The 26097-nt window shown below is 58.4% G+C and carries 21 protein-coding genes; 12 read left to right on the forward strand and 9 right to left on the reverse strand.

All coding sequences use genetic code 11. The annotated features are described in order from the left end of the window. The first annotated feature begins 27 nt into the window (after window positions 1–27). On the forward strand, window positions 28–993 hold the full coding sequence (locus BW958_RS04525) for a TDT family transporter (protein ID WP_076574535.1): 966 nt from the start codon (window positions 28–30) through the stop codon (window positions 991–993). Between the two features lie 72 nt (window positions 994–1065). Here the strand turns inward: BW958_RS04525 and BW958_RS04530 are convergent, their stop codons facing one another. From BW958_RS04530 to BW958_RS04540, 3 genes are all read right to left on the reverse strand, one after another. Then, entirely contained in the window at window positions 1066–2001 is a 936-nt protein-coding gene (locus BW958_RS04530) for a ZIP family metal transporter (protein WP_076574536.1), read from the reverse strand. A gap of 147 nt (window positions 2002–2148) precedes the next feature. Then, entirely contained in the window at window positions 2149–3525 is a 1377-nt protein-coding gene (locus tag BW958_RS04535; RefSeq protein ID WP_076574537.1) for an amino acid permease, read from the reverse strand. A gap of 273 nt (window positions 3526–3798) precedes the next feature. Continuing rightward, entirely contained in the window at window positions 3799–4611 is an 813-nt protein-coding gene (locus BW958_RS04540; protein WP_076574538.1) for a posphoenolpyruvate synthetase regulatory kinase/phosphorylase PpsR, read from the reverse strand. A 287-nt stretch (window positions 4612–4898) separates the two neighbouring features. On the opposite strand from BW958_RS04540, the gene ppsA reads away from it, so the two are divergent. From ppsA to BW958_RS04560, 4 genes are all read left to right on the forward strand, one after another. Beyond that, a complete protein-coding gene (gene ppsA, locus BW958_RS04545) occupies window positions 4899–7271 on the forward strand; it encodes a phosphoenolpyruvate synthase (RefSeq protein WP_076574539.1) in 2373 nt (790 codons plus the stop codon). 157 nt (window positions 7272–7428) lie between these two features. After that, entirely contained in the window at window positions 7429–8877 is a 1449-nt protein-coding gene (modF, locus tag BW958_RS04550; RefSeq protein ID WP_076574540.1) for a molybdate ABC transporter ATP-binding protein ModF, read from the forward strand. A gap of 61 nt (window positions 8878–8938) precedes the next feature. Next, window positions 8939–9718 (forward strand): type 2 periplasmic-binding domain-containing protein, encoded by a 780-nt coding sequence (locus BW958_RS04555; RefSeq protein WP_076574541.1) that lies wholly within the window; start codon window positions 8939–8941, stop codon window positions 9716–9718. A gap of 214 nt (window positions 9719–9932) precedes the next feature. Continuing rightward, the gene (locus BW958_RS04560; protein WP_076574542.1) at window positions 9933–10919 is read left to right on the forward strand and encodes an acrylyl-CoA reductase (NADPH); all 987 of its coding nucleotides are present in this window, start codon (window positions 9933–9935) and stop codon (window positions 10917–10919) included. On the opposite strand, the gene BW958_RS04565 is transcribed toward BW958_RS04560, so the two are convergent. The 4 genes from BW958_RS04565 to eat form a co-directional block, all read right to left on the reverse strand. After that, window positions 10906–11559 (reverse strand): acrylate utilization transcriptional regulator AcuR, encoded by a 654-nt coding sequence (locus BW958_RS04565; RefSeq protein ID WP_076574543.1) that lies wholly within the window; start codon window positions 11557–11559, stop codon window positions 10906–10908. The genes BW958_RS04560 and BW958_RS04565 overlap by 14 nt on opposite strands. Before the next feature lie 78 nt (window positions 11560–11637). Further along, window positions 11638–12426 (reverse strand): ethanolamine ammonia-lyase subunit EutC, encoded by a 789-nt coding sequence (eutC, locus tag BW958_RS04570; RefSeq protein WP_076574544.1) that lies wholly within the window; start codon window positions 12424–12426, stop codon window positions 11638–11640. 14 nt (window positions 12427–12440) lie between these two features. Then, window positions 12441–13832: an ethanolamine ammonia-lyase subunit EutB gene (locus BW958_RS04575; RefSeq protein ID WP_076574545.1), complete on the reverse strand. Its 1392-nt coding sequence runs from the start codon at window positions 13830–13832 to the stop codon at window positions 12441–12443. A 96-nt stretch (window positions 13833–13928) separates the two neighbouring features. Continuing rightward, a complete protein-coding gene (eat, locus tag BW958_RS04580; protein ID WP_076574546.1) occupies window positions 13929–15311 on the reverse strand; it encodes an ethanolamine permease in 1383 nt (460 codons plus the stop codon). A 392-nt stretch (window positions 15312–15703) separates the two neighbouring features. Here eat and BW958_RS04585 point away from each other — a divergent pair, with 392 nt between their 5' ends. Continuing rightward, window positions 15704–16519: a MetQ/NlpA family ABC transporter substrate-binding protein gene (locus BW958_RS04585; RefSeq protein ID WP_076574547.1), complete on the forward strand. Its 816-nt coding sequence runs from the start codon at window positions 15704–15706 to the stop codon at window positions 16517–16519. 58 nt (window positions 16520–16577) lie between these two features. Here the strand turns inward: BW958_RS04585 and BW958_RS04590 are convergent, their stop codons facing one another. After that, complete coding sequence (locus BW958_RS04590; RefSeq protein ID WP_076574548.1) at window positions 16578–17081, reverse strand: hypothetical protein; 504 nt, start codon at window positions 17079–17081, stop codon at window positions 16578–16580. A gap of 352 nt (window positions 17082–17433) precedes the next feature. Continuing rightward, a complete protein-coding gene (gene ald / locus BW958_RS04595; protein ID WP_076574549.1) occupies window positions 17434–18549 on the reverse strand; it encodes an alanine dehydrogenase in 1116 nt (371 codons plus the stop codon). Window positions 18550–18699: 150 nt separating this feature from the next. Between ald and lrp the strand changes: the two genes are divergently transcribed. The 6 genes from lrp to cvpA all read left to right on the forward strand — a co-directional run bounded on the left by lrp (window position 18700) and on the right by cvpA (window position 26097). Beyond that, window positions 18700–19191, forward strand: a complete 492-nt coding sequence (gene lrp, locus BW958_RS04600; protein WP_076574550.1) for a leucine-responsive transcriptional regulator Lrp — start codon at window positions 18700–18702, stop codon at window positions 19189–19191. A gap of 142 nt (window positions 19192–19333) precedes the next feature. After that, window positions 19334–21865, forward strand: coding sequence for a DNA translocase FtsK (locus BW958_RS04605; protein WP_076574551.1), 2532 nt, complete (start codon window positions 19334–19336; stop codon window positions 21863–21865). Window positions 21866–21921: 56 nt separating this feature from the next. Then, entirely contained in the window at window positions 21922–22536 is a 615-nt protein-coding gene (gene lolA / locus BW958_RS04610) for an outer membrane lipoprotein periplasmic chaperone LolA (protein ID WP_076574552.1), read from the forward strand. Window positions 22537–22544: 8 nt separating this feature from the next. After that, the gene (locus BW958_RS04615) at window positions 22545–23882 is read left to right on the forward strand and encodes a replication-associated recombination protein A (protein WP_076574553.1); all 1338 of its coding nucleotides are present in this window, start codon (window positions 22545–22547) and stop codon (window positions 23880–23882) included. A 234-nt stretch (window positions 23883–24116) separates the two neighbouring features. After that, window positions 24117–25412 (forward strand): serine--tRNA ligase, encoded by a 1296-nt coding sequence (gene serS, locus BW958_RS04620; RefSeq protein ID WP_076574554.1) that lies wholly within the window; start codon window positions 24117–24119, stop codon window positions 25410–25412. 193 nt (window positions 25413–25605) lie between these two features. Beyond that, complete coding sequence (cvpA, locus tag BW958_RS04625) at window positions 25606–26097, forward strand: colicin V production protein (RefSeq protein WP_076574555.1); 492 nt, start codon at window positions 25606–25608, stop codon at window positions 26095–26097.

Raw genomic sequence — 26097 nt, forward strand, 5'->3', positions numbered from 1 at the left:
AACTCCCCGTGACTCAAGGAGAACACCATGATGGCACTCACTCGTCAGCAGCTGGCCGCCGCACCGACCCCGATGGCCGGGTTGGCACTGGGCATCGCCAGTCTGGGCTGGAGCTGCGAGAACCTCGGTGGTTTGAATGGTTGGGCACAGCTGTCAGGGGCTGGGATGGGCGCCATGTTGCTGCTGATCCTGAGCGCCAAGTTTCTCTTGTATCCCAAGCTGCTGTGGCAAGACCTTGCCCATCCGGTGGTAGGCAGCGTGGTGCCGACCTTTGCCATGGCCACCATGGTGGTGGCGCGGGCGCTGGTGCCCTGGCTGCCACAGACTGCCGAAATAGTGTGGTTGGCGGCGGTGGTGCTACATCTACTGTTTCTCACGGCCTTTTGTGTGCACCGTGCCCGTGTTTTTGAGCTGCACCACATGGTGCCGAGCTGGTTTGTGCCGCCGGTCGGGATCATCGTGGCCGCAGTGGCCTGCCCTAATGCCCAGATGCAACCGCTGGCCCAAGCACTGCTCTGGTTTGGCATGGTCTGTTATGCGTTGATGCTGCCGTTGATGCTGTATCGCCTCATCTTCAGCCATGAAGTACCGGATGCGGCCAAACCGACCATCGCGATTCTGGCCGCGCCTGCCAGCCTCTCTCTGGCCGGTTACCTGACGGTTATCGACTCGCCGTCGCCGGTGCTGGTGGCATTGCTGTTTGGCATTGCGGTGCTGATGACCGGGATTATCTGGCTGGCGTTTTTCAAGCTGCTGCGCCTGCCATTTTCACCGGGCTATGCGGCCTTTACGTTCCCGATGGTGATTGGAGCTACCGCGCTGTTTAAGCTGTCGCATCTGATGGCAACAACGGGGTTGCCGATGAACTATGTGGCGCAGGTGCACGCGCTGGCCACTGTCGAGTTGATGGTTGCGGTACTGATTGTGGGGTATGTGGCGCTGCGTTATCTGCTCTTCTTTTTGCCGCGGCATGATCGCCTGCAACTGGCGTAATCCGTTTGCCACCCAATAAAAACCCAGAGCCCGGATTGATCCGGGCTCTGGGTTTGTTGGATTTAAGGAGGATTAACCCAAGGCGGTATCGAGAGTCATCATCAGGGCAAAACCGCCCATGAGACCCAGGGTGGCGAAGGTTTGATGGCCGTTGCGGTGGGTTTCCGGAATCACTTCATGGGAGACCACAAACAGCATGGCGCCAGCAGCCAAGCCCAATCCGATGGGGTAGGCAATCGCCAGCCCGCTGGACAGCCCGACACCCACCAGCGCGCCAATGGGCTCAAGCAGCCCGCTCAAGATGGCAATCAACACGGCCATAGCCGGGCGATAACCCGCCGCAATAATGGCCAGTGCCACGGCCAGCCCTTCCGGAATGTCCTGCAGCGCGATGGCGGTAGTGAGCGGCAGACCAACCCGCATGTCCCCTTGCGAGAAACTCACCCCGATGGCCATCCCCTCCGGCAGATTGTGCAGGGCAATGGCAAACACAAACAGCCAAACCCGCGAGCAGCTCTCATGGCCCGGGCCGCAGGGGCCGGTCTTGTCGTGCTCGTGCGGCGTGAATTGATCAAGCCCGAGCATCAGAAGTACCCCGAGCAGCATCCCGAGCACCACCACGGTGGCCGCCAGAAAGGGATTGCCGGTGAGGGTTTCGGCCGCTTCCAGCCCGGGCAGCAGCAGTGAAAAGGCACTGGCGGCCAGCATCATGCCGGCGGCAAAACCGAGCATGGTGTCTTCGACTTTTTGTGAAATGCTGCGCAGTACCAGTGCCGGCAGGGCGCCAAGGGCCGTGGCGGTAAACCCTGCCAGTCCACCTATCAAGCCATAACGAGCACCATCGGGCAGATCGCCGCTGAGCATGGCCACGATACTTTGCAGCAGCAACAGCAATACACCGACCAGCGCCACCGCCAGCGCCATCGCGACGCGTGGATGGGCGTTGACGTGTTGGCGCAAGGCAGCCTGCCAGCCAAGGGGTGGGGAAGTCAGGGTGTGATCGCTCATTAAAGGCTCCATGAGAAACGGGGACCTTCTCATTAGAGCGTGCCGGATGGCCACTGTCTATGACTGACTGGCGATTGTGTTAATGCGGGAAGTTGATGAAAAGGCGAAAAAAAAGCCGGCCATCAGGCCGGCTTTCATCGGGTGTTATCAGGCGTTGCCAGCCAGCGCGGTGCGGGCACTCTTCTGCTTGAAGAGATACCCGATACCCAGCACTACCAGCCAGAGCGGGATCAGATCAACCGAGATCTGGATGCCCGGGGTCATGTACATGATCACCAGAATGGCTGCCATGAACGCAAGGCAGAGATAGTTACCAAAGGGATACCAGAGAGCCTTGAACTTGGTATCGACCCCTTCAGCCTGCTTGACCTTGCGAAACTTCAGGTGCGCCAGACTGATCATGGCCCAGTTGATCACCAAGGCAGAGACCACCAATGACATCAGCAGGCCAAAGGCTTTACCCGGCATCAGGTAGTTGATCAGCACGCACAGCAAGGTGGCGGCAGCCGAGATGGAGATGGCGACCAGCGGCACGCCGCTCTTGTTGGTCTTGAGCAGTGCCTTGGGGCCGTTACCTTGCTTGGCCAGACCAAACAGCATCCGGCTGTTGCAATAAACGCAGCTGTTGTACACCGACAGGGCGGCGGTAAGGACCACCAGGTTGAGTATGTTGGCGACCAGGTTGCTGTCGAGGGCGTGGAAGATCATCACAAACGGGCTCCCGCCTTCGCTCACCTTGCCCCACGGATAGAGCGAGAGCAGCACGGCCAGGGCACCGATGTAGAAAATCAGGATGCGGTAGATCACTTGGTTGGTGGCGCGCGGAATACTCTTTTCCGGATTATCCGCTTCAGCTGCCGTAATACCGACCAGCTCCAGCCCACCAAACGAGAACATGATCACTGCCATGGCCATGACCAGACCATTGATGCCATTGGGGAAGAAACCGCCTTGCGCCCACAGGTTGGTGACGGAGGCATCCGGGCCACCGTTACCCGAGAACAGCAGCCAGCCACCAAAGGCAATCATGCCCACAATGGCGACGACCTTGATGATGGCAAACCAGAACTCCATCTCGCCGAAGGCTTTGACGTTGGTCAGGTTAATGGCGTTGATCAGCACAAAGAAGAAGGCTGCTGACATCCAGGTCGGGATCTCTGGCCACCAGTACTGTACATAAATGCCGACGGCAGTCAGCTCGGCCATGCTGACCAGCACGTAGAGCACCCAGTAGTTCCAGCCGGAGGCAAAGCCGGCAAAATCGCCCCAGTACTTGTAGGCAAAGTGGCTGAATGAACCGGCAACCGGCTCTTCCACGACCATCTCACCGAGCTGGCGCATGATGAGAAACGCAATAAAACCACCGATGCCGTAACCCAGCAACACGGCCGGACCGGCCATCTTGATGGTGTCGGCAATACCGAGAAACAGGCCGGTACCAATGGCACCGCCCAGGGCAATCAGCTGGATGTGGCGGTTTTTCAAGCCACGTTTGAGCTCTGTCCCTTGTTGTGTGAGATCCATTCTTCTCAATCCCCTGTGCTTATCTGTCAGTTAATGCGGTTGTGTATTGTTATGTTTACAAGGTGCCGTCTCTATCGTTACGTGGTCTTGCCATGAAACATATCGTGCAACTACCAACTGGCCGAGAATAATGCTAAGGGAGCCTTTTTGCACCTCTTTTTAGCCATGCAGAGGGTGTAACCGGCGATTAAATCGCCGGTTGTTGGGGCGCTGTTGCAGTAACGCTGTAGAAGGGTGATTAATGCACAGTTGTGGTGCGGCAGGGTTGACAGATTAGCGAAGTTGTCTTCTAAGCCCGGTGCGTTCGAGGATCTTGGCGCTGATCTCCTCCACCGAATGGGACGTGGTATCGAGAAACGGGATCGCCTCCTGACGAAACAGGCGCTCGACCCGTCCTAACTCCAATTCGCACTGGGCAAGGGCGGCATATTGGCTATTGGCTCGGCGCTGGTTGCGGATGTCGCAGAGCCGGTCGGGCGCGATGGTCAATCCAAACAGCTTGTGGCGGTTGGCCTTGAGCGGCAGAGGGAGGGTGAGATCGTGCATATCCTGAGCGATAAAGGGGTAGTTGGCAGCGCGAATTCCAAATTGCAGCGCCAGATAGAGGCTGGTGGGAGTTTTACCGCAGCGCGAGACGCCAATTAAAATGATGTCCGCTTCATCATATTCCCGCGTCGAGGTGCCATCGTCATTGGAGAGGGCAAAATTGACCGCTTCAATACGCTCGTCATAGAGCGCGGTATTCTCCATACCGTGAGTACGGTGCGAGCGAGCCTCAGCCTTAATACCGAGTTGCTGCTCAAGCGGAGTGACAAAGGTGTTGAGAAAATCGTGGGCATGGGCGTTGGCTTGCAATACTTGCTCACGCACCGCCGGGTCGACGATGGTGTGAAACAGGAGCGGGCGAACGCCACTTTGCACGGCGCACTCATCAATACGCAGGCGAACCTGACGGGCTTTGTCCAGACTCCCCACAAAGGGGATGGTCACCTGCTCGAAAGGGATGGGAAACTGGCTTAACACCGCGTGGCCAAACACCTCGGCGGTGATGGCGGTGCCGTCGGATACATAGAATACGTACTGCACGCTTGTTCTCCCGATATGGAGGAATAAATTTAATTTCTCTAGAAACGATCTTTTTTTGTCAACACAAACTCTGTATCAATGCTGTGATGTTGGCAGCAAATTTCAAAGGTTAATTTATTGTACCGCATTGTAAAATGAGCCTGCCCTGACGCCACCCCCCTTTGCAAGGGGATTTTTTGATACAGACAGGAAAACGTTTTCTTGTTTGTGTGACGCAGGCATTCACCATGTCCCGACCACCTGCCGGCAGGCCGTCTCATGGCCCCGGCTTATCTGGAGATAGGCAAGTGCAACACTATGTGCTCTGGTATGAACAACTCGGTATGCAAGACGTAGATCGGGTTGGCGGCAAGAATGCATCGCTGGGCGAGATGATCAGCCACCTCAAAGGGGCCGGGGTCTGTGTGCCGGGCGGGTTTGCCACCACGGCCTTCGCGTTCAACGAATTTCTCGAGAAAAGTGGCCTCAATCAGCGCATTCATGCGCTGCTCGACAGCCTTGATGTTGAGGATGTGACCGCGCTGGCTGTGGCAGGAAAAACCATCCGCAACTGGGTCATTGATGCGCCATTGCAGCCGGAGCTTGAGCAGGCGATTCGCGCTGCATACAGCCAGCTTTGCGCTCAGGGAGAGGCCTCGTTTGCCGTGCGCTCGTCGGCCACCGCCGAAGACATGCCGGATGCCTCCTTTGCTGGCCAGCAAGAGACCTTCCTCAACGTGCGCGGCATCGATGCGGTATTGACCGCTATCAAGCATGTGTTTGCCTCACTGTTTAACGACCGAGCCATCTCTTATCGGGTGCATCAGGGCTACGATCACCGCGGCGTGGCGCTCTCGGCCGGGGTGCAGCGAATGGTGCGCTCCGATCTGGCTTGCTCGGGCGTGATGTTTACCCTCGATACCGAGTCGGGCTTTGATCAGGTGGTGTTTGTCACCGGCTCCAGTGGCCTCGGTGAGATGGTGGTGCAGGGCGCCGTTAACCCGGACGAATTTTACGTACACAAGCCCACCCTCAATGCCGGACGTCCGGCGGTGGTGCGCAAGACCCTCGGCAGCAAATTGCAAAAGATGATCTACTCGGCAGAGGCCGGTCACGGTCGTCAGGTGCAGACGGTGGATACCAGCACGGCCGAGCGCCAGCAGTTTTGTCTAAATGATGACGACGTGATGGCGCTGGCCCGTCAGGCGCTCATCATTGAGCGCCACTACGGCCGCCCGATGGATATCGAGTGGGCCAAGGACGGGGTCGACGGCCAGCTTTATATTGTGCAGGCGCGTCCTGAAACCGTTCGTAGCCGTCAGGATGGGGGGCAGGTCGAGCGTTTTTCACTGCATCAATCCGGGCTGGTGGTGGCCGAAGGGCGCGCCATCGGCCACAAGATTGGTCGTGGCCGGGCACGGGTCATCAACAGCATCAGCCAGATGAACGAAGTGCAGCCGGGTGACGTGCTGGTGACTGACATGACCGATCCGGATTGGGAGCCGATCATGAAGCGGGCGGCGGCCATCGTGACCAATCGCGGCGGACGAACCTGCCATGCGGCTATTATCGCTCGCGAGCTCGGTATTCCCGCCGTGGTGGGGTGCACCGATGCCACCGCCCGGATCCGCGATGGTCAGAGCGTGACGGTCTCTTGCGCGCAAGGTGACACCGGCTATGTCTATGACGGGTTGCTCGATTTCGCCGTCTCGGTCGCCGATGTCGGCCAGATGCCTGCGCTGCCGTTCAAGATCATGATGAACGTGGGTAATCCCGACCGTGCTTTTGGTTTTGCCCGCTTGCCCCATGCCGGGGTCGGACTGGCGCGCCTTGAGTTCATCATCAACCGGATGATCGGGGTGCACCCGCGCGCCGTGCTGGAATTTGACCAGCAGCCGGATGAGATCAAAGCCACGGTCACTCGCCTGATGGCCGGTTATCCCAACCCGCGCGAGTTTTATGTCGCCAAGCTCTCCGAGGGGATCGCCACCCTGGCGGCTGCGTTCTGGCCGGAGCGGGTGATCGTGCGGATGTCTGATTTCAAGTCCAACGAGTACGCCAACCTGCTCGGAGGGCGCGATTACGAGCCCCATGAAGAGAACCCCATGCTGGGCTTTCGCGGGGCATCGCGTTACATCGACGAGCGTTTTCGGGCCTGCTTTGCGCTCGAGTGCGAGGCGATCCGCCGGGTGCGCGATCAGATGGGATTGACCAACGTCGAAGTGATGGTCCCGTTTGTGCGTACTGTGGGTGAGATTGAGCAGGTGATCGCCATTTTGGCCGATAACGGCCTGCGCCGTGGCGAGCGGGGGCTCAAGGTCATCATGATGTGCGAGATCCCCTCCAACGCCCTGCTGGCTGATCAGTTTCTGCAGCATGTGGATGGTTTCTCGATTGGCTCGAATGACATGACCCAGCTCACCTTGGGGCTCGATAGAGACTCAGGTTTGGTGGCTCATCTGTTCGATGAGCGCAACGATGCGGTCAAAGCGCTGCTGGCGATGGCAATCAGCGCGGCGCGAAAAGCCGGAAAATATGTGGGGATCTGTGGCCAGGGGCCGTCGGACCATCCGGATCTGGCAGCCTGGTTGATGGAGCAGGGGATTGATTCGGTCTCCCTGAATCCTGACAGCGTGGTTGATACCTGGCTCTATCTTGCGGGTAATCGCAGCGCCAACTAAATCTCATTGTTGCGCTGGCAAAAACGCGGCTGCCTCTTCCCGAGGTGGCCGCTTTTGTTAGGCCAGCTTGTTATGGCCCCGAAGGTTATGGTACGGATGGTGCTATGGCGATGTATCACAGCGGTTGATGCGCACGACGTTCAGACAAGGAGAGCCCATGTTCCCGTTACACTGGCAGGATGCCTGCCTGCAGATCCATGCCAGACAAACCCTGCAACTGCCGCAGTTAACGATAGAGGCAGGCCAATGCTGGGCCTTTGTCGGTGGCAACGGCAGCGGCAAAACTGCGCTGGCGCGCGCCTTGTGTGGGGAGCTCAGTTTGCGAAGCGGGCAGCAGCCGCCACAATTTGGCGCGCGCCGTGTGTCGTTTGAACAGCAGCAACAGCTGACCGAAACCGAGTGGCAGTCGCGCAATACCGACATGCTGTACGAAGAGGAGGAGGCGGGTTTTACCGTCGCTTCCCTGATGCTGGAAGCCGGTAGTGAAGAGGCCGCCCGCGCTGCGCTGCGGCTGTTTGATATCGAGCGGTTGTGGGATCGTCCCTACCGGTTTCTCTCCAGCGGCGAGGGGCGCAAGCTGCTGCTGGCCCAGGCGCTGGTTGATGCGCCGCCCATGTTGGTGCTCGATGAACCGTTTGATGGGCTGGATGTTCGGTCGCGCCAGGAGTTGATGGCGCGTCTCGATGCGCTGGTGGCCGCAGGGCAATCGTTGGTGCTGATCGTCAATCGCTTTGATGAAATTCCGGCGGCGGCAACGCACCTGGGACTGCTTAGTGAGCAGCGGCTGATTGTGGCCGGTGTGCGTGAGCAGGTGATGGCCAGCCGTGAAGTGCGCCAGTTGGTGGCCGTGCAAGAGCACCCAATCAGTGCGTTGCCGGCGGCTATCCACGCAGTCGTTGCCCTGGATGGCCCCAAGGTAATCCTCAAACAGCTGCGTATCGCCTATGGCGATCAGGTGATTATCGATGGGCTCGATTGGACCATTGCGCCCGGTGAGCAGTGGCAGATCACTGGCCCCAATGGTGCAGGTAAATCGACGTTGTTATCAGTGATCACCGGCGATCATCCGCAAAGCTATGCCAACGATGTCACCCTGTTTGGCCGTCGCCGCGGCTCGGGGGAGAGCATCTGGGAGATAAAGCGCAATATCGGGATTGTCAGCCCGGCCCTGCATCTGGATTACCGGGTCAGTTGCAGCGTGTGCACCGTGATCCTCTCGGGCTTTTATGACTCCATCGGCCTGTATACCCGCCCGGGGGATCGGCAAACCGATCTGGCCGATGAGTGGCTGGCGCTCATCGGGCTGGCTGGGCAGGGACATCAACCGTTTCACTCCCTCTCGTTTGGTCAGCAGCGCCTGGTGCTCATTGCCAGAGCCCTGGTCAAGCATCCCCCTCTGCTCATTCTCGATGAGCCTCTGCAGGGGCTGGATCCCCTGAACCGCCATTTGGTGCGCTCGGTGCTGTCGCACCTGATTGGACACGGCGAGACCCAGGTGTTGTTTGTGTCGCACCACGCTGAGGACGCGCCTTTGGGACTGACCCATAAATTGGAGTTCGTCCCCGATGGGGAAGGGCACTACCATTACCTCAAGCAGCCACTCTGAATGGTCGATAGGAGACCATAAGGGATCTGTGAGTCGTCAGGTGATGAGGGCAGGAGGTCTGATGAGCGCAAAGGGATGGCGATGGCGGGTTGGGATTGTACTGGGGGTGATCTGCCTGTGTCAGTCAGCCATTGCTGCTGAGGCCGGGCGTGAGACGCAGCCGGTGATTCATCTGGTCAGCTCCATGGACACCCGTCTCTCTCCACTTGGGCGCTGGCTTGAATTGGTCTATCGCGAAGCCTTCTCGCGTCTTGGTTATCGCCTCGATTATCAGGGCTATCCCGGTGGGCGAGCGCCCCTGCTCGCCGAGCGTGGTGAAGTGGACGGGGAAATCCATCGCGCCGCCGAATATCTGCATCAGACCGCTAATCTTATCAGGGTTCCCGAGCCCCATTTTCAGGTGAGCTATGTGGCATATGCGGTAAAACCGGGCTTGGCGGTGCAAGGCTGGCTGGGGCTGGGCCAGCTGCCCGGCTTAAGAGTGGAGTATCGGCGTGGCGCCAAGCATGCCGAGACCATGCTCAACGAGATGATCAAACCCGAGTCGCTCGACAACATCGCCACCACCGAGCAAGGGTTGCGCAAGCTAGTGGTGGGGCGCAGCGATATTTTTGTCGAGCAGGAGTTGGTGCTCGAGCCCATGCTGGCTCGCCTGAGGCAACATAGTCACGAGTTTGATGACGTCTATCGCGCCGGCTTGCTTGAATCCGTCGATACCTATGCCTATCTCTACAAAGAGCATGCAGCATTGGCCCATCAGCTGGCCGATACCCTGCGCGCCATGAAGCAAGAAGGGCTGATTGAGCGCTACCGTCTGCAGGCAATCGACATGGATCAATAAGCTTCTCACTCACACCTCGTCAAACTTGATATCTGTCAATTCAACACCAGTTTCCTTGGTTGCAAGTGGCAAAGTGCTTGCAGCAATGTGGCTCACTCTCTATCGTTGTTGCGATTTCTAGACGATCGGTCATAAATGGTGGCGAGCGCATAGCATCACGCGCTGCCCGTATGCCAGCGGCAGTATGCCCGCTGGTCGCCAATGGAGAGAGACAATGTTCAAGGCTATCTACATCGACAAGCAAGATCAGCAGTATCAATGCTCCGTGCAGCAACTGGATGAGCAGGTATTAAGCGCCGGTGATGTCACCGTGCGGGTGGATTACTCCACTCTTAATTACAAAGATGGGCTGGCGATCAGTGGCAGCTCGCCGGTGGTGCGCAGTTTCCCCATGATCCCGGGCATCGATTTTGCCGGTGTGGTGGAGCAAAGCGATCACCCCGATTTCGCACCCGGCGATCGGGTGTTTGCCAATGGCTGGGGATTGGGTGAAAAGCATTGGGGTGGCCTGACCCAGAAGACTCGGGTAGCGGGTGATTTTCTGCTCAAGGCGCCGGCTTCGCTCGATAACCATACCCTGATGGTGGTGGGCACGGCGGGGTATACCGCCATGCTCTGCGTGATGGCGCTGCAAAAGCAGGGAGTGACGCCAGATCAAGGGCCGGTGCTGGTCACGGGCGCGAACGGTGGGGTCGGCAGCTTTGCGGTAGCGTTCCTGGCTAAGCTCGGCTATCAGGTGGTGGCATCAACGGGTCGCCCCGAAGAGGCTGATCGTCTCAAGGCGCTGGGCGCGAGTGAAATCATCGACCGGCAAACCCTCGCCGCACCGGGCAAACCGCTCGGCCGTGAGCAGTGGGCCGCCGCTATCGACAGTGTGGGCAGCCACACCCTTGCCAACGTCTGTGCTGGAATCCGTTACGGCGGTGTGGTGGCTGCGTGCGGTCTGGCTCAGGGGATGGATTTTCCGGCCACGGTGGCGCCCTTTATTCTGCGTGGCGTGACCTTGGCAGGGGTCGATAGCGTGATGTGTCCTAACCACGTCCGCCTTAAGGCCTGGCAGCAAATTGCTCAACTGCTTGATGACAACATGTTAAGCGGCATCGGGCACGATATCGGACTCGGTGACGTGATTGAGACCGCCCAAGCCCTGCTCGCTGGTAAGGTCAAGGGGCGGGTGGTGGTGGACGTTAACCGCGACTAAATACACCCAGGCTCAGGGCTCGGCGATAGCTGAGCCAGTAATCGGTCATGGGTTGGGCGCTTTGCTGCAACTTGGCGCGCATCACGGCGCCTTCCCAACCTGACCAAAAATGGTGGGCTGCCTGTTTAATATCGGTATCTGCGGGGAGCTCACCGGCTTGAATGGCTTCATCCAGACAAGCGGCCAGCCGCGCTTCCCACTCTTCTAAAATCGCCAGCAGATGTTCCCCCAATGCTTGGGAGAGCTGCGGTACTTCCTGCATCAGATTGCCCACCAGGCAGCCTCGGCGAAACGCAAAACGGGCCATGCCACGGCAGGCATCTTCCACGAATGCTCCCATGCGTGCGAGCGGCGGGGTGTCTTGTCGCTCCAGATGGCGTGCCAGCTTACCGGCAAAATAGACGCCATAGGCTTTGAGCACAGCGTGGCCGAACTCTTCTTTACTGGCAAAGTAGTGATAGAAAGAGCCCTTGGGCACGCCAATCTGCTTGACGATGGGATCAATCCCGGCGCTGATAAAGCCGCACTCGGTAATGATGGCCAGCCCGCTTCGGATCAGCTCCTGACGGGTGTCTTGATAGTCGCGGGCCACTTTTGGCGGGCGGCCGCGCCGTTTCGGTTCGCTCTGCACTGCGCTCATGGGATAAACAGGCTCAACAAGGTCGGTGCCCAGTATAGAACAAAACCGGCGATTCCCGGCACCAACCCGTGAGCTGACTTATACCGAGGCCTGCAGCTGCGCCCCGCTTTGTTCATTCAGCTGCAGTTGATCGCTCTCATCTTTAAGTGCCACCCCGGTCAGGCGGCGGGTGAAGGCTTCACCGAGCAGCCAGCAGAGCTTGTGGCAGGCCTGCTTGTAAGGCAGTCCGGCCGGTCGCACGTTGGAGATGCAGTTGCGCTCTGAGTCCATACGCCCCACTTTGGGTGCCCAGGTGAGATAGACGCCAAGGCTATCGGGTGACGAGAGCCCGGGACGCTCACCAATTAACACCACCACGCAGCGCGCCTTGAGCCGCTCGCCAATCTCGTCACCGAGCGCCACCCGCGATTGCAGGGCAAAGGTGATGGGCGCAACGCGCCAACCGCGCTCGGCAAAGGCAGGTAATAAGAGCGCTAAAAATGGCATGGCCTGATGGCTGATGGCGGTTGAAGAGAGCCCATCGGCCACCACGATGGCGATATCGACCTCATCGCCGGCGGCCTCATCGAGCAGATGTGCGCTCTGTTCATCGAGTTTGCGTCCCAGATCCGGACGGCGCAGATAAATATCCCGGTGCGCGGCAGCGCTGTGCACCGTCAGGTGTGGCACATCCTGCACATCCAGCGCTTCTTGTAGCGGGCGCAGATCAAGCGGTTGGTGCACCGCGTCGCGGGCCTGGGCGTGTGCGAGGGAAAATTGCAGCAATGCATCGGTGGGCAGGCTGGCGCCAGTACGCCCGAGCGCGATGCGGGCATCAGTGAATTGGCGCAGCTGCTGCCAGGGATTGAGTTGAACCAGTTTGCTCATGATGACTCCTTGGCTCAGGCGGCGTGATGGGGCAGGGAGAGGGTGGCTAGCAGCGGATGACGGCTGCCGGCAGCCAGCAGGTGCCCGTCATGATCGGCTAATTGCATCCGCTCCAGCCAGGCACCGAACTCGGGGGCATGTTTCAGGCCGAGCAGCTCACGAATATAGAGCGCATCGTGAAACGAGGTGCTCTGGTAGTTGAGCATGATGTCATCGGCCCCCGGCACGCCGATCAGGAAGGTCAAGCCGGCGGTGGCGAGCAGGGTGAGCAGGGTATCCATATCATCCTGATCGGCCTCGGCGTGGTTGGTGTAGCACACGTCACAACCGAGCGGTACGCCAAGCAGCTTGCCGCAGAAGTGATCTTCCAGCCCTGCGCGGATGATCTGCTTGCCATCATAGAGGTATTCCGGGCCGATAAATCCCACCACAGTGTTGGTCAACAACGGCTTGAAATGGCGGGCGACGGCGTAGGCGCGAGCCTCGCAGGTCTGCTGATCCACCCCGTGGTGAGCGCCGGCCGACAGGCAGCTACCCTGGCCGGTCTCAAAATACATGACGTTGTTACCCAAGGTGCCGCGTCCCAGTGACAGGGCCGCCTGATGGGCCTCTTCAAGCAGCGCCAGCGAGATGCCGAAACCGGCGTTGGCGGCCTCGGTGCCGGCAATCGACTGGAACACCAGATCGACCGGCACCCCACGCTCGATCAGGGCGATGGTATTGGTGACGTGGGTCAGGATGCAGGACTGGGTGGGAATGGCAAAGCGCTGGATCACCTCATCAAGCATGCGGTTGAGATCCCCCAGCACCGCCAGGTTGTCACTGGCCGGATTGATACCGACCACGGCATCACCCGAGCCATAGAGCAGGCCATCGAGCATGGAAGCAGCGATGCCCTGCCAGTCATCGGTCGGGTGGTTGGGTTGCAGCCGTACACTCAGGTGCCCCGGCAGGCCGATGGTATTGCGAAAACGGGTGATGACCTGACATTTGCGCGCCACCAAGATCAAGTCTTGATTGCGCATTAACTTGCTGACGGCGGCGGCCATCTCGGGGGTGATGCCGGGCGCCACGCGCGCCAGCGTGATGCTGTCTGCGGCATCGGATAGCAGCCAGTTACGAAAATCCCCGACGGTCAGATGGCTGATGGGGGCAAACGCGGTGCGATCGTGGGTATCGAGGATAAGGCGCGTTACTTCGTCGCATTCGTAGGGGATCAAGGCCTGGTTTAAAAAGGTCGCCAGCGGTAAATCGGCCAGCGCCATGCGAGCGGCCATCCGCTCCTCAGCTGACTCGGCACCGACACCGGCCAGGTAGTCACCGGAGCGGGCGGGGGTGGCTTTGGCCATCAGGGTGCGCAGATCGGCAAAGCGGTAGGTGTGGTGGGCGAGCGTGGTTTTATACATACGGTCTGTCCCGTTTTTTCAGGTCGCGTGATAACAAAAAGGCCACCGGACCAGCCGGTGGCAAATTTTCAGCACATGCGTGCCGTTGGGTATTGATTAGGCAGCCCGAACCAGCTCGCTGTCACGTTGGGCAATCGAGCTGTCGTGGGTCAGGCGGAAATAGGCATAACCGACCAGCATCAGACCACCGAAGATCATGGCCAGCAGTTGGTTGTAGTAGACCATGGCGACCAAGCAGAGCACGGCCAGACCCAGCGCCAGTGCTGGCGCAAACGGGAACAGCGGGGCTCTGAACGGACGCTCGAGTTTCGGCTCGCTGGCGCGCAGGCGGAACAGGGCGGCCATGGAGATGATGTACATCACGATGGCACCAAAAACCGACATGGTGACGATGTTGGCGGTGAGCGGCATGCCACCAATAACAATCAGCTGATCAGAGAAGATGGCCAGAATACCCACCACACCACCGGCCAGGATGCCCCAATGCGGAGTCTGGAAGCGGGCGTTGACCGAGGCCAGTGACTTGGGCAGAAAGCCGGCGCGGGCCAGGGCGTAGATCTGACGAGAGTAACCCATGATGATGCCGTGGAAGGAGGCAATCAGGCCAAACAGGCCGAGCCACACCAGCATATGCAGCCAACCGCTGCTGTCGCCCACGATCATCTTCATCGCCTGCGGCAGCGGATCGTTGATGTTGGAGAGTTTGGTCCAATCGCCAGCGCCACCGGCAAACACCATCACGCCAAGGGCCAGTACCACCAGGGTGAGAATGCCACCGATAAAGGCCTTCGGAATGGTCTTTTTCGGCTCTTTGGCTTCTTCGGCGGCCATGGAGGCCCCTTCAATGGCGAGGAAGAACCAGATAGCAAACGGAATGGCGGCGAAGATACCGGAAAGGGAGCCGAGGCTGAACTCGCTCTGACCGCTCCAGCCGTTGGCAACAAAGTTGGCCATGCTAAAGCCCGGAGAGACCACCCCCATAAACACCATCAGCTCGAAAATGGCGAGCAGGGTGACAATCAGTTCAAAGGTAGCGGCGATGCTGACCCCGATCACGTTCAGGAACATAAAGACCAGATAGGCGCTCACTGCCACCCATTTGGGATCCAGGCTCGGGAACTGAACGTTAAGGTAGGCGCCGATCGCCATGGCGATGGCGGGCGGGGCAAATACAAACTCCACCAAAGTGGCAAAGCCTGCAATGTAGCCGCCCACCGGACCAAAGGCGCGATAGGCATAGGCAAACGGCCCACCGGCGTGGGGAATAGAGGTGGTAAGCTCGGTAAAGCTGAAAATAAAGGCAGTGTACATGGCCGCTACGATCAGGGCGGTGACCAGAAAGCCGAGGGTACCAGCCTGGGCCCAACCATAGCTCCAGCCAAAATATTCCCCCGAGATAACCAATCCGACGGCAATTCCCCAGAGATGAAATGCGCCCAGAGTGCGCTTGAGCGCCGGGGCCTGATTTTCCTTGTGCATGATGAGTTCCTCTCAATGACTAAAACACTGAGTGAACTTTTGCATGGAGTGTGCCAGATGGTTTTATTCATTATTTTCAATACATTGCAGTGATGGCGCCTCACATTAGAACAAAAGCACTGATTCGTTTCAGCGCAGGGTCACCAAATTGGTGCAGATGAAACCGACGTGGGTACCGCAGAGCTTAGCCGCATCACGTCGGTCTCTTCGAGCTTGGCATCGATGGGACGGGTTTGAGGTCATTTCTAGAAATAAAATACCCTTTGTCACATTTTGCACTTGGCGAAGCGTGGTAAGCCTGTTAGGTTAAAGACGTTCGGACGTCTAAACGTCCTTTTGATGCCCCCATTGATTGATGCCATGTTCCTGATCATGGCGACAAGGAGTGTTACATGAAACGTCGTTCCCTTCTGATTGCTCCGTTGCTGGCCAGTTTACTGCCCTTGCCGCTGTGGGCGGCTGATCCTGCCAAAAGCGAGATCGTAATAGGCACCACGGTGGGGGACTTTGGTGACATGGTGACCGACTCCATCAAGCCGCAACTCGAAGCCAAAGGTTACAAGGTCAAGCTGGTTGAATTTACTGACTACGTGACCCCGAACCTGGCGCTGGCGGATGGTTCGCTCGATGTGAACTGCTTTCAGCACAAGCCTTATCTCGATAGCTTCTCGCAAAGTCGTGGTCTCTCCCTGACCCCGATCACTCAGGTGCCGACCGGTCCGCTGGGTCTCTACTCTGGTAAAAAGAAGAGCCTTGCAGAGCTGGGTGAAGGGAGCTCGGTGGCGGTGCCTAACGATCCGACCAACTTGGCTCGCGCGCTGGTGATGCTGCAAGACATGGGTTGGATCACGCTCAAAGCGGGTACTGATCCGTTCAAAGCCAGTGAGCTCGACGTGGCAGACAATCCTCATGACATCAAGCTGATCCAGCTGGAAGCCGCGCAACTGCCGCGCTCCCGGGAAGACGTGGATTTTTCTGTGATCAACGGTAACTTCGCCGCATCAAGTGGCATTCCCTTCAAGAGCGGTCTGTTTCTGGAGCGTGGCTACACCTTTATCAACTGGGTGGTGGTCAGAAGCAGTGATAAAGACAAACCCTTTGTCAAAGACGTGACCGAGGCTTACAACTCGGCGGCGTTTCGCCAGTATGCGGCCAAGCGCTTTGAAGGTTACAAGTTCCCCAAGAGCTGGGGTGAGCAAGCCAAATAAGGCGAATTGCCAACATCCAAAAAAGGGCCATCAGGCCCTTTTTTGCTATCAGCGCCGATTAACCGGGGTGGTTGGGTGGGGCGGTAATCAGCATGTCCGGGATGGCGAAGCGCTCCTGGCCAGTGTGGATAAGGTAGGCGTGGCGTTCACGGCGCACCACGAAGCGGTTTTCGCCTTGCTCTTCATCGAGATTGGCAGCCAGCGGCTCACCTTGTGCAAACACGATCAGTCGCTCATGGCCATCTGGGAGCTGGATACGCAGTGAGGCATTACCGCCTTGCTCACGGGCTACACCGAAGGCGCAGTGCTGCAAAGGCTGCCCCGGCTCCAAGCTGCAGGGCAGCTCACCAGTATCATCAAACAGCCCCATGCTGGCGCGTTCAGAGTGGCTCTGACGAGCACCATAACTGGTTTCGGTCATGACAAATGCACTGTCGGCGGGCTCACCATAATAGGCACCGCTTAGCACTGGGAGGGACATCCGCTCCCGATATTGCGGCTGAGCATAGGCCGGTAGCGTTAATACCAGCGTCAGGCTGGCGGCAGGGATAGTCAGGTTCATGGTCATCACTCCGGTTAGTCCAAGGGTGGGTGACCGCTCTGGGTGTCAGGTCGGCCACCATGAACGTTAACAAGTCAGTCACAATGCAAACGGTGATACAAGTCTGCCTGGCTAAAAATCAAGCGATGTCATGAAATGAGTGGATAGCAGCGACCGCTTCTGGCGCAGCCAGCCCAGGCGTCAGCAGATAGGAAAAGGGTGAAAATTAAGTGAGTAAAAGTGCATGGATAGTGAGAGGGAAGAGCGAATTGCGTAGTGGAAAAGGGCAAGCAGAGAGGAATATTGAGGATGTCTGTTTTTAGATAAAAATTCTGGCCCACAAGGGCCAGAATGGAATTTTATTCTGATGGGGTCACGCCAGCAGAAGATGCGGATCTGTGAATCCCAGGGAGTGAGCTTCTGCCACTTCTTTGCAGGTCAGACGGCCATCGAGCACGTTCAGACCAGCCAGCAAATGGCGATCTTCCTTGAGTGCAGCCTTCCAACCCTTATCAGCCAACTTGATGATGTAGGGCAGGGTGGCGTTGTTCAGCGCAAAGGTCGAGGTGCGCGCCACGGCGCCTGGCATGTTGGCCACGCAGTAGTGCACGACGCCATCCACAATATAGGTGGGATCTTCATGGGTGGTTGCGTGTGAGGTCTCGACACAGCCGCCCTGATCGATGGCCACGTCCACAATAGCGGAGCCTTGTTTCATGCGTGCGATGTGATCGCGGGTGATAAGCTTGGGCGCGGCAGCTCCCGGGATCAGCACGCCACCGATGACCAGATCGGCCGCCAGAACATGACGCTCAATCGCTTCGGCGGTCGAATAAACCACCTTGGCGGCGCCTTGGAATTCGGCATCCAGACGGCGCAGGGCATCGATGCTGCGGTCAAGAATGGTTACGTCAGCGCGCATGCCGATGGCCATCCGTGCAGCGTTAGAGCCCACCACACCACCACCGATCACCACCACCTTGGCCGGTTCAACACCCGGTACGCCACCGAGCAGCATTCCGCTGCCACCACGGGACTTTTCGAGTGCTTGAGCGCCTGCCTGGATGGACATGCGACCGGCTACCTCAGACATGGGGGCCAGCAGCGGCAGGCCGCCACGGTCATCGGTCACGGTCTCGTAAGCGATGCACACGGCGCCGCTTTTGAGCAGTTCTTCGGTCTGGGGCAGGTCCGGTGCCAGGTGCAGATAGGTGAAGAGAATTTGACCGGGTTTGAGCATCGCACGCTCAATGGCCTGAGGCTCTTTGACCTTAACAATCATGTCGCTTTGACTGAACACCTCGGCAGCCGTGCCCAGGATCTCGGCCCCGGCAGCGCGGTAATCGTCATCGGTAAAACCGATTCCAAGGCCAGCACGGGCCTCAACAAAAACCCTATGGCCTCGGGCAGTCAGTTCACGTACACTGGCTGGCACCATGCCTACGCGATATTCATGGTTTTTTATTTCCTTCGGTACACCGATTATCATGTTTTCCCTCACATCATGGTTGGTGTTTTATGTTGCAGCGGAAGTGTGCGACATAATGCGCCAAGTATACGGAGGAGTTGACAGGATTTGTTACCATTATTATAAAATAACTAGTGATTCTTACCAAAAATTAGCCAAAGGATGGAATAAATGATGGAAGTTAAGAGTCGGCTGAAAGACTTGGACAGGATCGACCGCAATATTCTGAATGAACTGCAAAAGGATGGCAGGATTTCGAATGTTGAGTTGTCCAAGCGAGTGGGCTTGAGTCCGACCCCGTGCCTTGAGCGGGTACGTCGTCTGGAGCGCCAGGGTTATATCGAAGGATACGCAGCTATTCTCAATCCACATTATCTGGATGCATCCCTGCTGGTCTTCGTCGAGATCACCCTCAATCGTGGCGCCCCGGACGTGTTTGAACAGTTCAACAAGGCCGTTCAGGTGCTTGAAGAGATTCAAGAGTGCCACCTGGTGTCCGGTGATTTTGACTATCTGCTCAAGACGCGTGTGAGTGACATGTCTGCCTACCGCCGGCTGCTGGGTGAAACCCTGCTGCGTCTGCCCGGTGTCAACGACACCCGGACTTATGTGGTGATGGAAGAAGTGAAGCAGAGCAACCGTCTGGTTATCAGCACCCGCTGATTGAGCCCGACGGCACTATCTGCAAACGAGCGGCTGGTCCGCTCGTTTCTTCTTTCAGGGCAGCCGCTCGTTTATTCTTCTGTTGATTCAAAGTGGGCTGACTTTCTAGGCCGCTTTCGGGATACTAGACGCCCCGGACATAATGACGACGACAAGGAGCCGGAGTTTGGCTGTCAAACCGCAGATTTTCTCTCCTCTTTCAGGCCTGCAGCGCATTTTTGAGGCCCTTCTGATTGCCATTACCATAGTGGCCGCCTTCCTGATGCTGGCGCTGGTCAGCTACAACCCGGCTGATCCCGGTTGGTCACAAACCGCCTGGGAGGGTCAGGTGCACAATCTGGCCGGTATCACCGGTGCGTGGGCCGCTGATATCACCATGTTCACCTTTGGTGTGTTCGCGTATCTGGTGCCGTTTCTGATGGTGCTGCTGGGTTGGAGCATTTTGTGGAAACCCAAGCGTCTGCTTGATGTGGACTACCTGACGCTGGGAGTGCGCATCATTGGCTTTATCCTGACCGTGTTCGGTATGGCTGCCATCGGCAGCATGAACTTCAACGATCTGCAGAATTTCTCCGCCGGCGGCATGGTCGGTGATGTGATTGCCACTGCTGTGATCCCGCTGTTTGGCCGGGTAGGGGCCAACCTGATGCTGGTCTGCTTTGTGGCCACTGGCATCACCCTCTTTACCGGCTGGTCCTGGCTCACCATCGTGGAGCGTATCGGCGCCACGGCGACCGGTACGGTGACTGGTATCTATACCTTCCCGATGCGGCTTGGTCACTGGTTGACCGGTGGCTGGCGCCGCGATCCCCGAGCCGATGGCCCGGACCCCCTGCTTGATGATGTTGAGCTCTCCGATGAGACCTTCGAGGACGAGCCGCGCCTGCGTCGTCCGGTGGCACCCGCACCGCGCAAGGCCAAAGCCAAGGCCGATGTGCTGCCGGAGCTTGACGACGATACCTTCCAGTTCGACCCCGATTTTGACGATGACGACGAGCCGTTGCCGGCCCCGACGCCGCGTAAAGCCGCTGTGGCCAAGGTCGCCGATGTCGATAATGATGCCTTTGACGATGATCTCGGCGAATTGCCGTGGACTGATGATACCCCGGCGCCGGTGGCCAAACCGGCCTTGCGCGCCTCGGATCTCAAGCCCAAGGTTGCACCCAAGCGGGTGGCCAACCTGCCGCCCTTGCCCTCACTCGAACTGCTTGATCGCCCGCCGGTCAAGAGTCAGTCCATGAGCAATGACGAGCTGGAACGAATGGCCCGTCTGGTGGAAGCCAAGCTGGCTGACTACAACGTGCAGGCCAAGGTGGTCGGTGTCTATCCGGGCCCGGTGATCACCCGTTTTGAGCTCGATCTCGCCCCCGGCATGAAGGCGAGCAAGATCACTAACCTGTCGCGCGATTTGGCGCGCTCGCTCTCAGCCAGCAGTGTGCGGGTGGTTGAGGTCATTCCGGGCAAGACCTTTGTCGGTCTGGAGCTGCCTAACCGGGTGCGTCAGACCGTCTATTTGCGTGAAGTGCTCGACTGTCAGACATTCCGTGATACTGACAATCCGCTGACCATGGTGCTTGGGCAAGACATCGCCGGTACGCCGGTGGTGGTGAACCTTGGCAAGATGCCACACCTGCTGGTGGCCGGTACTACCGGCTCCGGTAAGTCGGTGGGGGTCAACACCATGATCCTCTCCATGCTCTACAAGGCTACGCCCGATGAGCTGCGCTTTATCATGATCGACCCCAAGATGCTGGAGTTGTCGGTCTATGAGGGCATTCCGCACCTGCTGACTGAAGTCGTGACTGACATGAAGGATGCGGCCAACGCTCTGCGCTGGTGTGTTGGCGAGATGGAGCGCCGCTACAAGCTGATGTCGGCAGTGGGCGTGCGTAACCTCAAGGGTTACAACAGCAAGGTCCAGGCCGCCATTGACGAGGGCGATCCGCTGCTCGATCCGCTGTGGCGCCCGGGGGATTCAATGGATCAGACCCCGCCTGAGCTTGAGAAACTGCCGCACATTGTGGTGGTGGTCGACGAGTTTGCCGACATGATGATGATCGTCGGCAAGAAGGTGGAAGAGCTGATTGCCCGTATTGCCCAGAAGGCGCGGGCCGCCGGTATTCACCTCATCCTCGCGACCCAGCGTCCGTCGGTGGATGTGATCACCGGTCTTATCAAGGCCAACATCCCGACCCGTATCTCGTTCCAGGTATCGAGCAAGATTGATTCGCGCACCATTCTCGATCAAGGCGGCGCGGAGTCGTTGCTGGGGATGGGGGACATGCTCTACATGCCGGCCGGCACCTCCGATCCGGTGCGGGTGCACGGCGCCTTTGTGGACGACCACGAAGTGCATCGGGTGGTGGGAGACTGGAAACAGCGCGGCGAGCCGAACTACATCGAGGAGATCCTCTCCGGTGAGTCCGGCGGCGATGATGCTGGCGGCTTTGGTGGCGGCAGCGGCGACGAAGAGCTCGACCCGCTGTTTGACGAGGCGGTGGCCTTTGTGGTGGAGTCACGCCGTGGCTCAACCTCCAGTGTGCAGCGCAAGTTCAAGATTGGTTACAACCGGGCTGCCCGCATCATCGATCAGATGCAGGAGCAGGGCATTGTCAGCGCCCCCGGCAGCAATGGTCAGCGCGATGTGCTGGCACCGCCGCCGATGCGTGATTGACGTGATAATGAGCAGGCCAGCCCACAGGGGCTGGCCCCTTCGATAGAGAGAACACCATGAAAAAAGCCATTGCTGTGGGTGCCCTGATGCTGCTTGCCAGCACCCAGGCCTTTGCCAACGGGGCCGCCGATCAGCTCAAACAGAAGCTGGCCGGGGTCAAACTGTTCTCTGCCCACTTCGAGCAGACCGTCTATGACGTCAAGGGGCAGCAACTGCAAAAAGCCTCCGGTGAGCTGACTGTCTCGCGCCCCAACCGTTTTAACTGGCACACCACTGTCCCTGACGAGAGCCTGATCATCTCCGATGGCAAGGATGTGTGGCTGTGGGACCCGTTTGTTGAGCAAGCGACCGCCATGACCCTGAAGGATGCGGTGGTCAATACGCCATTTATCCTCATTTCCGGTAACGACGATCGCTTCTGGAAAGAGTATGACGTGAGCCGTCAGGGCGACGTGTTTACTGTCACCAGCCGCAAACCGAGCGAGCTGATTGCCTCGTTTCAGGTGACCTTTGATCGGGATGACAACATCAGCCGCTTCGACGTGAAAGAGGCGCAGGGGCAGTGGAGTGAATTCCATCTGAGTAAGTTCAACCGTCAGCCGGTGCTTAAGGGCAACGAGTTTACCTTTACCCTGCCCAAGGGCGCCGAGCTCGACGATCAGCGGCGCTGAGCAGGGCCATGAGCAACCTCTCCCTCGATTTCTCCTCCGACTTTCGCCCTCTGGCCGCACGCATGCGGCCAGAAACGCTTGAGCAGTACATCGGCCAGCGCCACATTCTGGGGCCGGACAAGCCGCTTTATAAAGCCATAAAAAGTGGCCACTGCCACTCGATGATTTTGTGGGGGCCTCCCGGCACCGGCAAGACCACCCTGGCCGAGCTGGTGGCGCGCTATGGTAGCGCCGAGGTAGAGCGGGTATCGGCGGTGACGTCCGGGATTAAAGAGGTGCGTGCGGCCATCGATAAAGCCAAAGAGAATGGCTGGCGCGGCGTGCGCACCATCTTGTTTGTCGATGAAGTGCACCGCTTTAACAAGAGCCAGCAAGACGTCTTCTTGCCTCACATTGAAGACGGCACCATCACCTTTATCGGTGCGACCACCGAAAATCCCTCCTTTGAGCTCAACAACGCGCTGCTCTCCCGTGCCCGGGTCTATCTGCTGAAACGGCTGGAAGAGGATGACATTCTTGCCATGATCGATCAGGCGTTAACCGATCCGCGTGGATTGGCTGATCCGGCGCTCACTTTTGCTCCCGGTGCGCGCGAGGCGCTGGCTCGGGTGGTTGATGGGGACGGGCGCAAGGCGCTCAACTATCTCGAGCTGCTGGCCGACATGGCCGAAGCCGGTAGCGATGGCAGCAAGGTGATCGATGCCACCCTGCTCTCGGCGGTGGTGGGTGAGCACATTGCCCGGTTTGATAATCGCGGCGATCACTTCTATGACCTGATCTCGGCGGTGCACAAATCAATTCGCGGCTCGGCGCCTGATGCCGCGCTCTATTGGTATGCCCGCATGGTCAGCGCCGGTTGTGATCCGCTCTACATTGCTCGTCGTCTGCTCGCCATCGCCTCGGAAGATGTGGGTAACGCCGATCCGCGCGCCATGCAGGTGGCCTTGTCTGCCTGGGACTGTTTTCATCGGGTCGGTCCGGCCGAAGGGGAGCGGGCGATTGCCCAGGCGATTGTCTATCTGGCCTGCGCCCCCAAAAGCAATGCGGTCTACACCGCTTGGAAGGCGGCGCTTGATGATGCCAAATCGCTGCCCGATTTCGAGGTGCCACCCCATCTTCGTAACGCCCCGACCAAGCTGATGAGCGAGCTCGGTTATGGTGCACAATATCGATATGCCCATGACGAACCGGGTGCTTACGCGGCCGGTGAAGAGTATTTCCCCCCCGAACTGGCCGGCCGGCGCTATTACCAACCCAGCGAGCGCGGCATGGAGATCAAGTTCGGCCAGAAGCTCGACTATCTGCGCGAACTGGATGCACAAAGTTCGCGCAAACGCGGCAAATAGGCGCTGTTCGCGGGCGGTTGCTGCTGATACACTGGCAAAGCCCTCCTGTGGCAGCCGCTTGTGCTATTGCGACCTGTCTGCCCGCCGGTGATCTGCCCTTTCACATTCGCGCAGTCCGTCGGCCACACGCCACGGGAGTGGGCGAGCCAACCGAAGGTCTTTTACTGTGGACTCGTGGTTTCATACCGGTGATCGCCGGCCCGGGTCCAGGTTTCATTTCAAGTAGGATAAAAAATGCTGGATCCCAAATATTTGCGTGGCGATATCGAGGAAGCAGCGGCACGTTTGGCCACTCGTGGTTTCAAACTGGACGTCGCTGCATTGACCGCACTGGAAGAACAACGCAAGGATCTGCAGTCCCGCACCCAGGAGCTGCAGGCAGAGCGCAATGCACGTTCCAAGTCCATCGGTGAGGCCGCCCGTCGTGGGGAAGATGTTGCCCCCCTCAAGGCAGAAGTCACCAAGATCAACGATGAGCTGGACGGCTGCAAGGTCAAGCTCGACGCCCTGCTCGAGCAAATCCAGGGCCTCTCTGCCACCATCCCCAACCTGCCGAGCGATACCACGCCGGTGGGCCGTGATGAAAACGACAACGTGGAAGTGCGCCGCTGGGGTACCCCGCGTGAGTTTGACTTCCCTGTGCGCGACCACGTTGACGTGGGCGAGGGGGTCAAGGGCGTTGATTTTGCCAATGGCGTCAAGCTCTCCGGTGCCCGCTTTGTCGTTATGCGTGGCCAGATTGCCCGTCTGCACCGTGCCCTGGCTCAGTTCATGCTGGATCTCCACACCCAGCAGCACGGCTACACCGAATGCTACGTGCCCTACCTCGTTAACCCGGACAGCCTGTATGGCACCGGTCAGCTGCCGAAGTTCTCGGAAGATCTGTTCAATACCGGTATCGGTGGCGAAGGGGATGATGAGGGCAAGGTTCGCAAGTTCTCCCTGATCCCGACTGCCGAAGTGCCGCTCACCAACACCGCCCGCGACGAGATCTTCGATGAGCAGGACTTGCCCATCAAGCTGACTGCTCACAGCCCTTGCTTCCGCTCCGAAGCCGGCTCCTATGGCCGTGATACCCGTGGTCTGATTCGTATGCACCAGTTCGACAAGGTCGAGATGGTGCAGCTGGCTCATCCGGAGAAATCCTGGGAAGCGCTCGAAGAGATGACCGGTCACGCCGAGAAGGTGCTGCAGCTGCTGAATCTGCCGTATCGCGTGATGGCCCTGTGCACCGGTGACATGGGTTTCTGCGCTGCCAAGACCTACGATCTGGAAGTGTGGCTGCCGGCCCAGAACACCTACCGCGAGATCTCCTCGTGCTCCAACTGCACCGACTTCCAAGCACGCCGCATGCAAGCCCGTGTGCGCATTGATGGCAAGCCGCAGCTGCTGCATACCCTCAATGGCTCTGGCCTGGCAGTAGGTCGTACCCTGGTTGCCGTGCTGGAGAACTACCAGCAGGCTGACGGTCGCATCGAGATCCCGGCTGTGCTGCGCCCCTACATGGGTGGTCAGACTCACATCGGTTGAGTGCGATTTCCAATCGACCCCAAAGCCATGGCAAACGCCATGGCTTTGTTTATTTTATCGCCGCACAATCGTTTGCTTTGCGGTTTTTTGAGCTTCAAACGCGTTCGATTCGACGATTTAACACAACTTTCTCAAGCATTGCGCAATCGTTTTTGTTAGACTGCGCCGCAATTTCGCAGGACACCTGATTTCTATGGTCTGGATTGATTACACCATCCTCGGCATCATCGGTTTCTCAGCCCTCATCAGTTTGGTGCGTGGCTTCGTGCGAGAGGCCATGTCGCTGGTCACCTGGTTTGTTGCCTTCTTTATTGCCAGCCGTTTTTACCCTGATCTCGCCATCTATTTCACCTCCTTCACCGATCCTTTGGTACGTAACGGACTCGCTATTGCAGCGCTGTTTGTTGCGACGCTGATCCTCGGCGGGGTGATCAACTACGTGATCGGCCTGCTGGTACAAAAGACCGGTCTCTCTGGCACTGATCGGGTGCTCGGTGTCTGTTTTGGCGCGATTCGCGGGGTGCTGATCGTCAGTGCCCTGCTATTTTTCATGGACACCTTTACCAGTCTCTCTCAAAGCGACTGGTGGAAAGCCTCCAAGCTGGTGCCGGAGTTCGGCATGGTGATCCATTGGTTCTTTGATTTCATGCAAAACTCATCGAGTTTTCTCAAACAGGTAACCTGA

Origin of the sequence: Aeromonas sp. RU39B (assembly GCF_900156095.1) — a bacterium.
Lineage (GTDB): Bacteria > Pseudomonadota > Gammaproteobacteria > Enterobacterales > Aeromonadaceae > Aeromonas.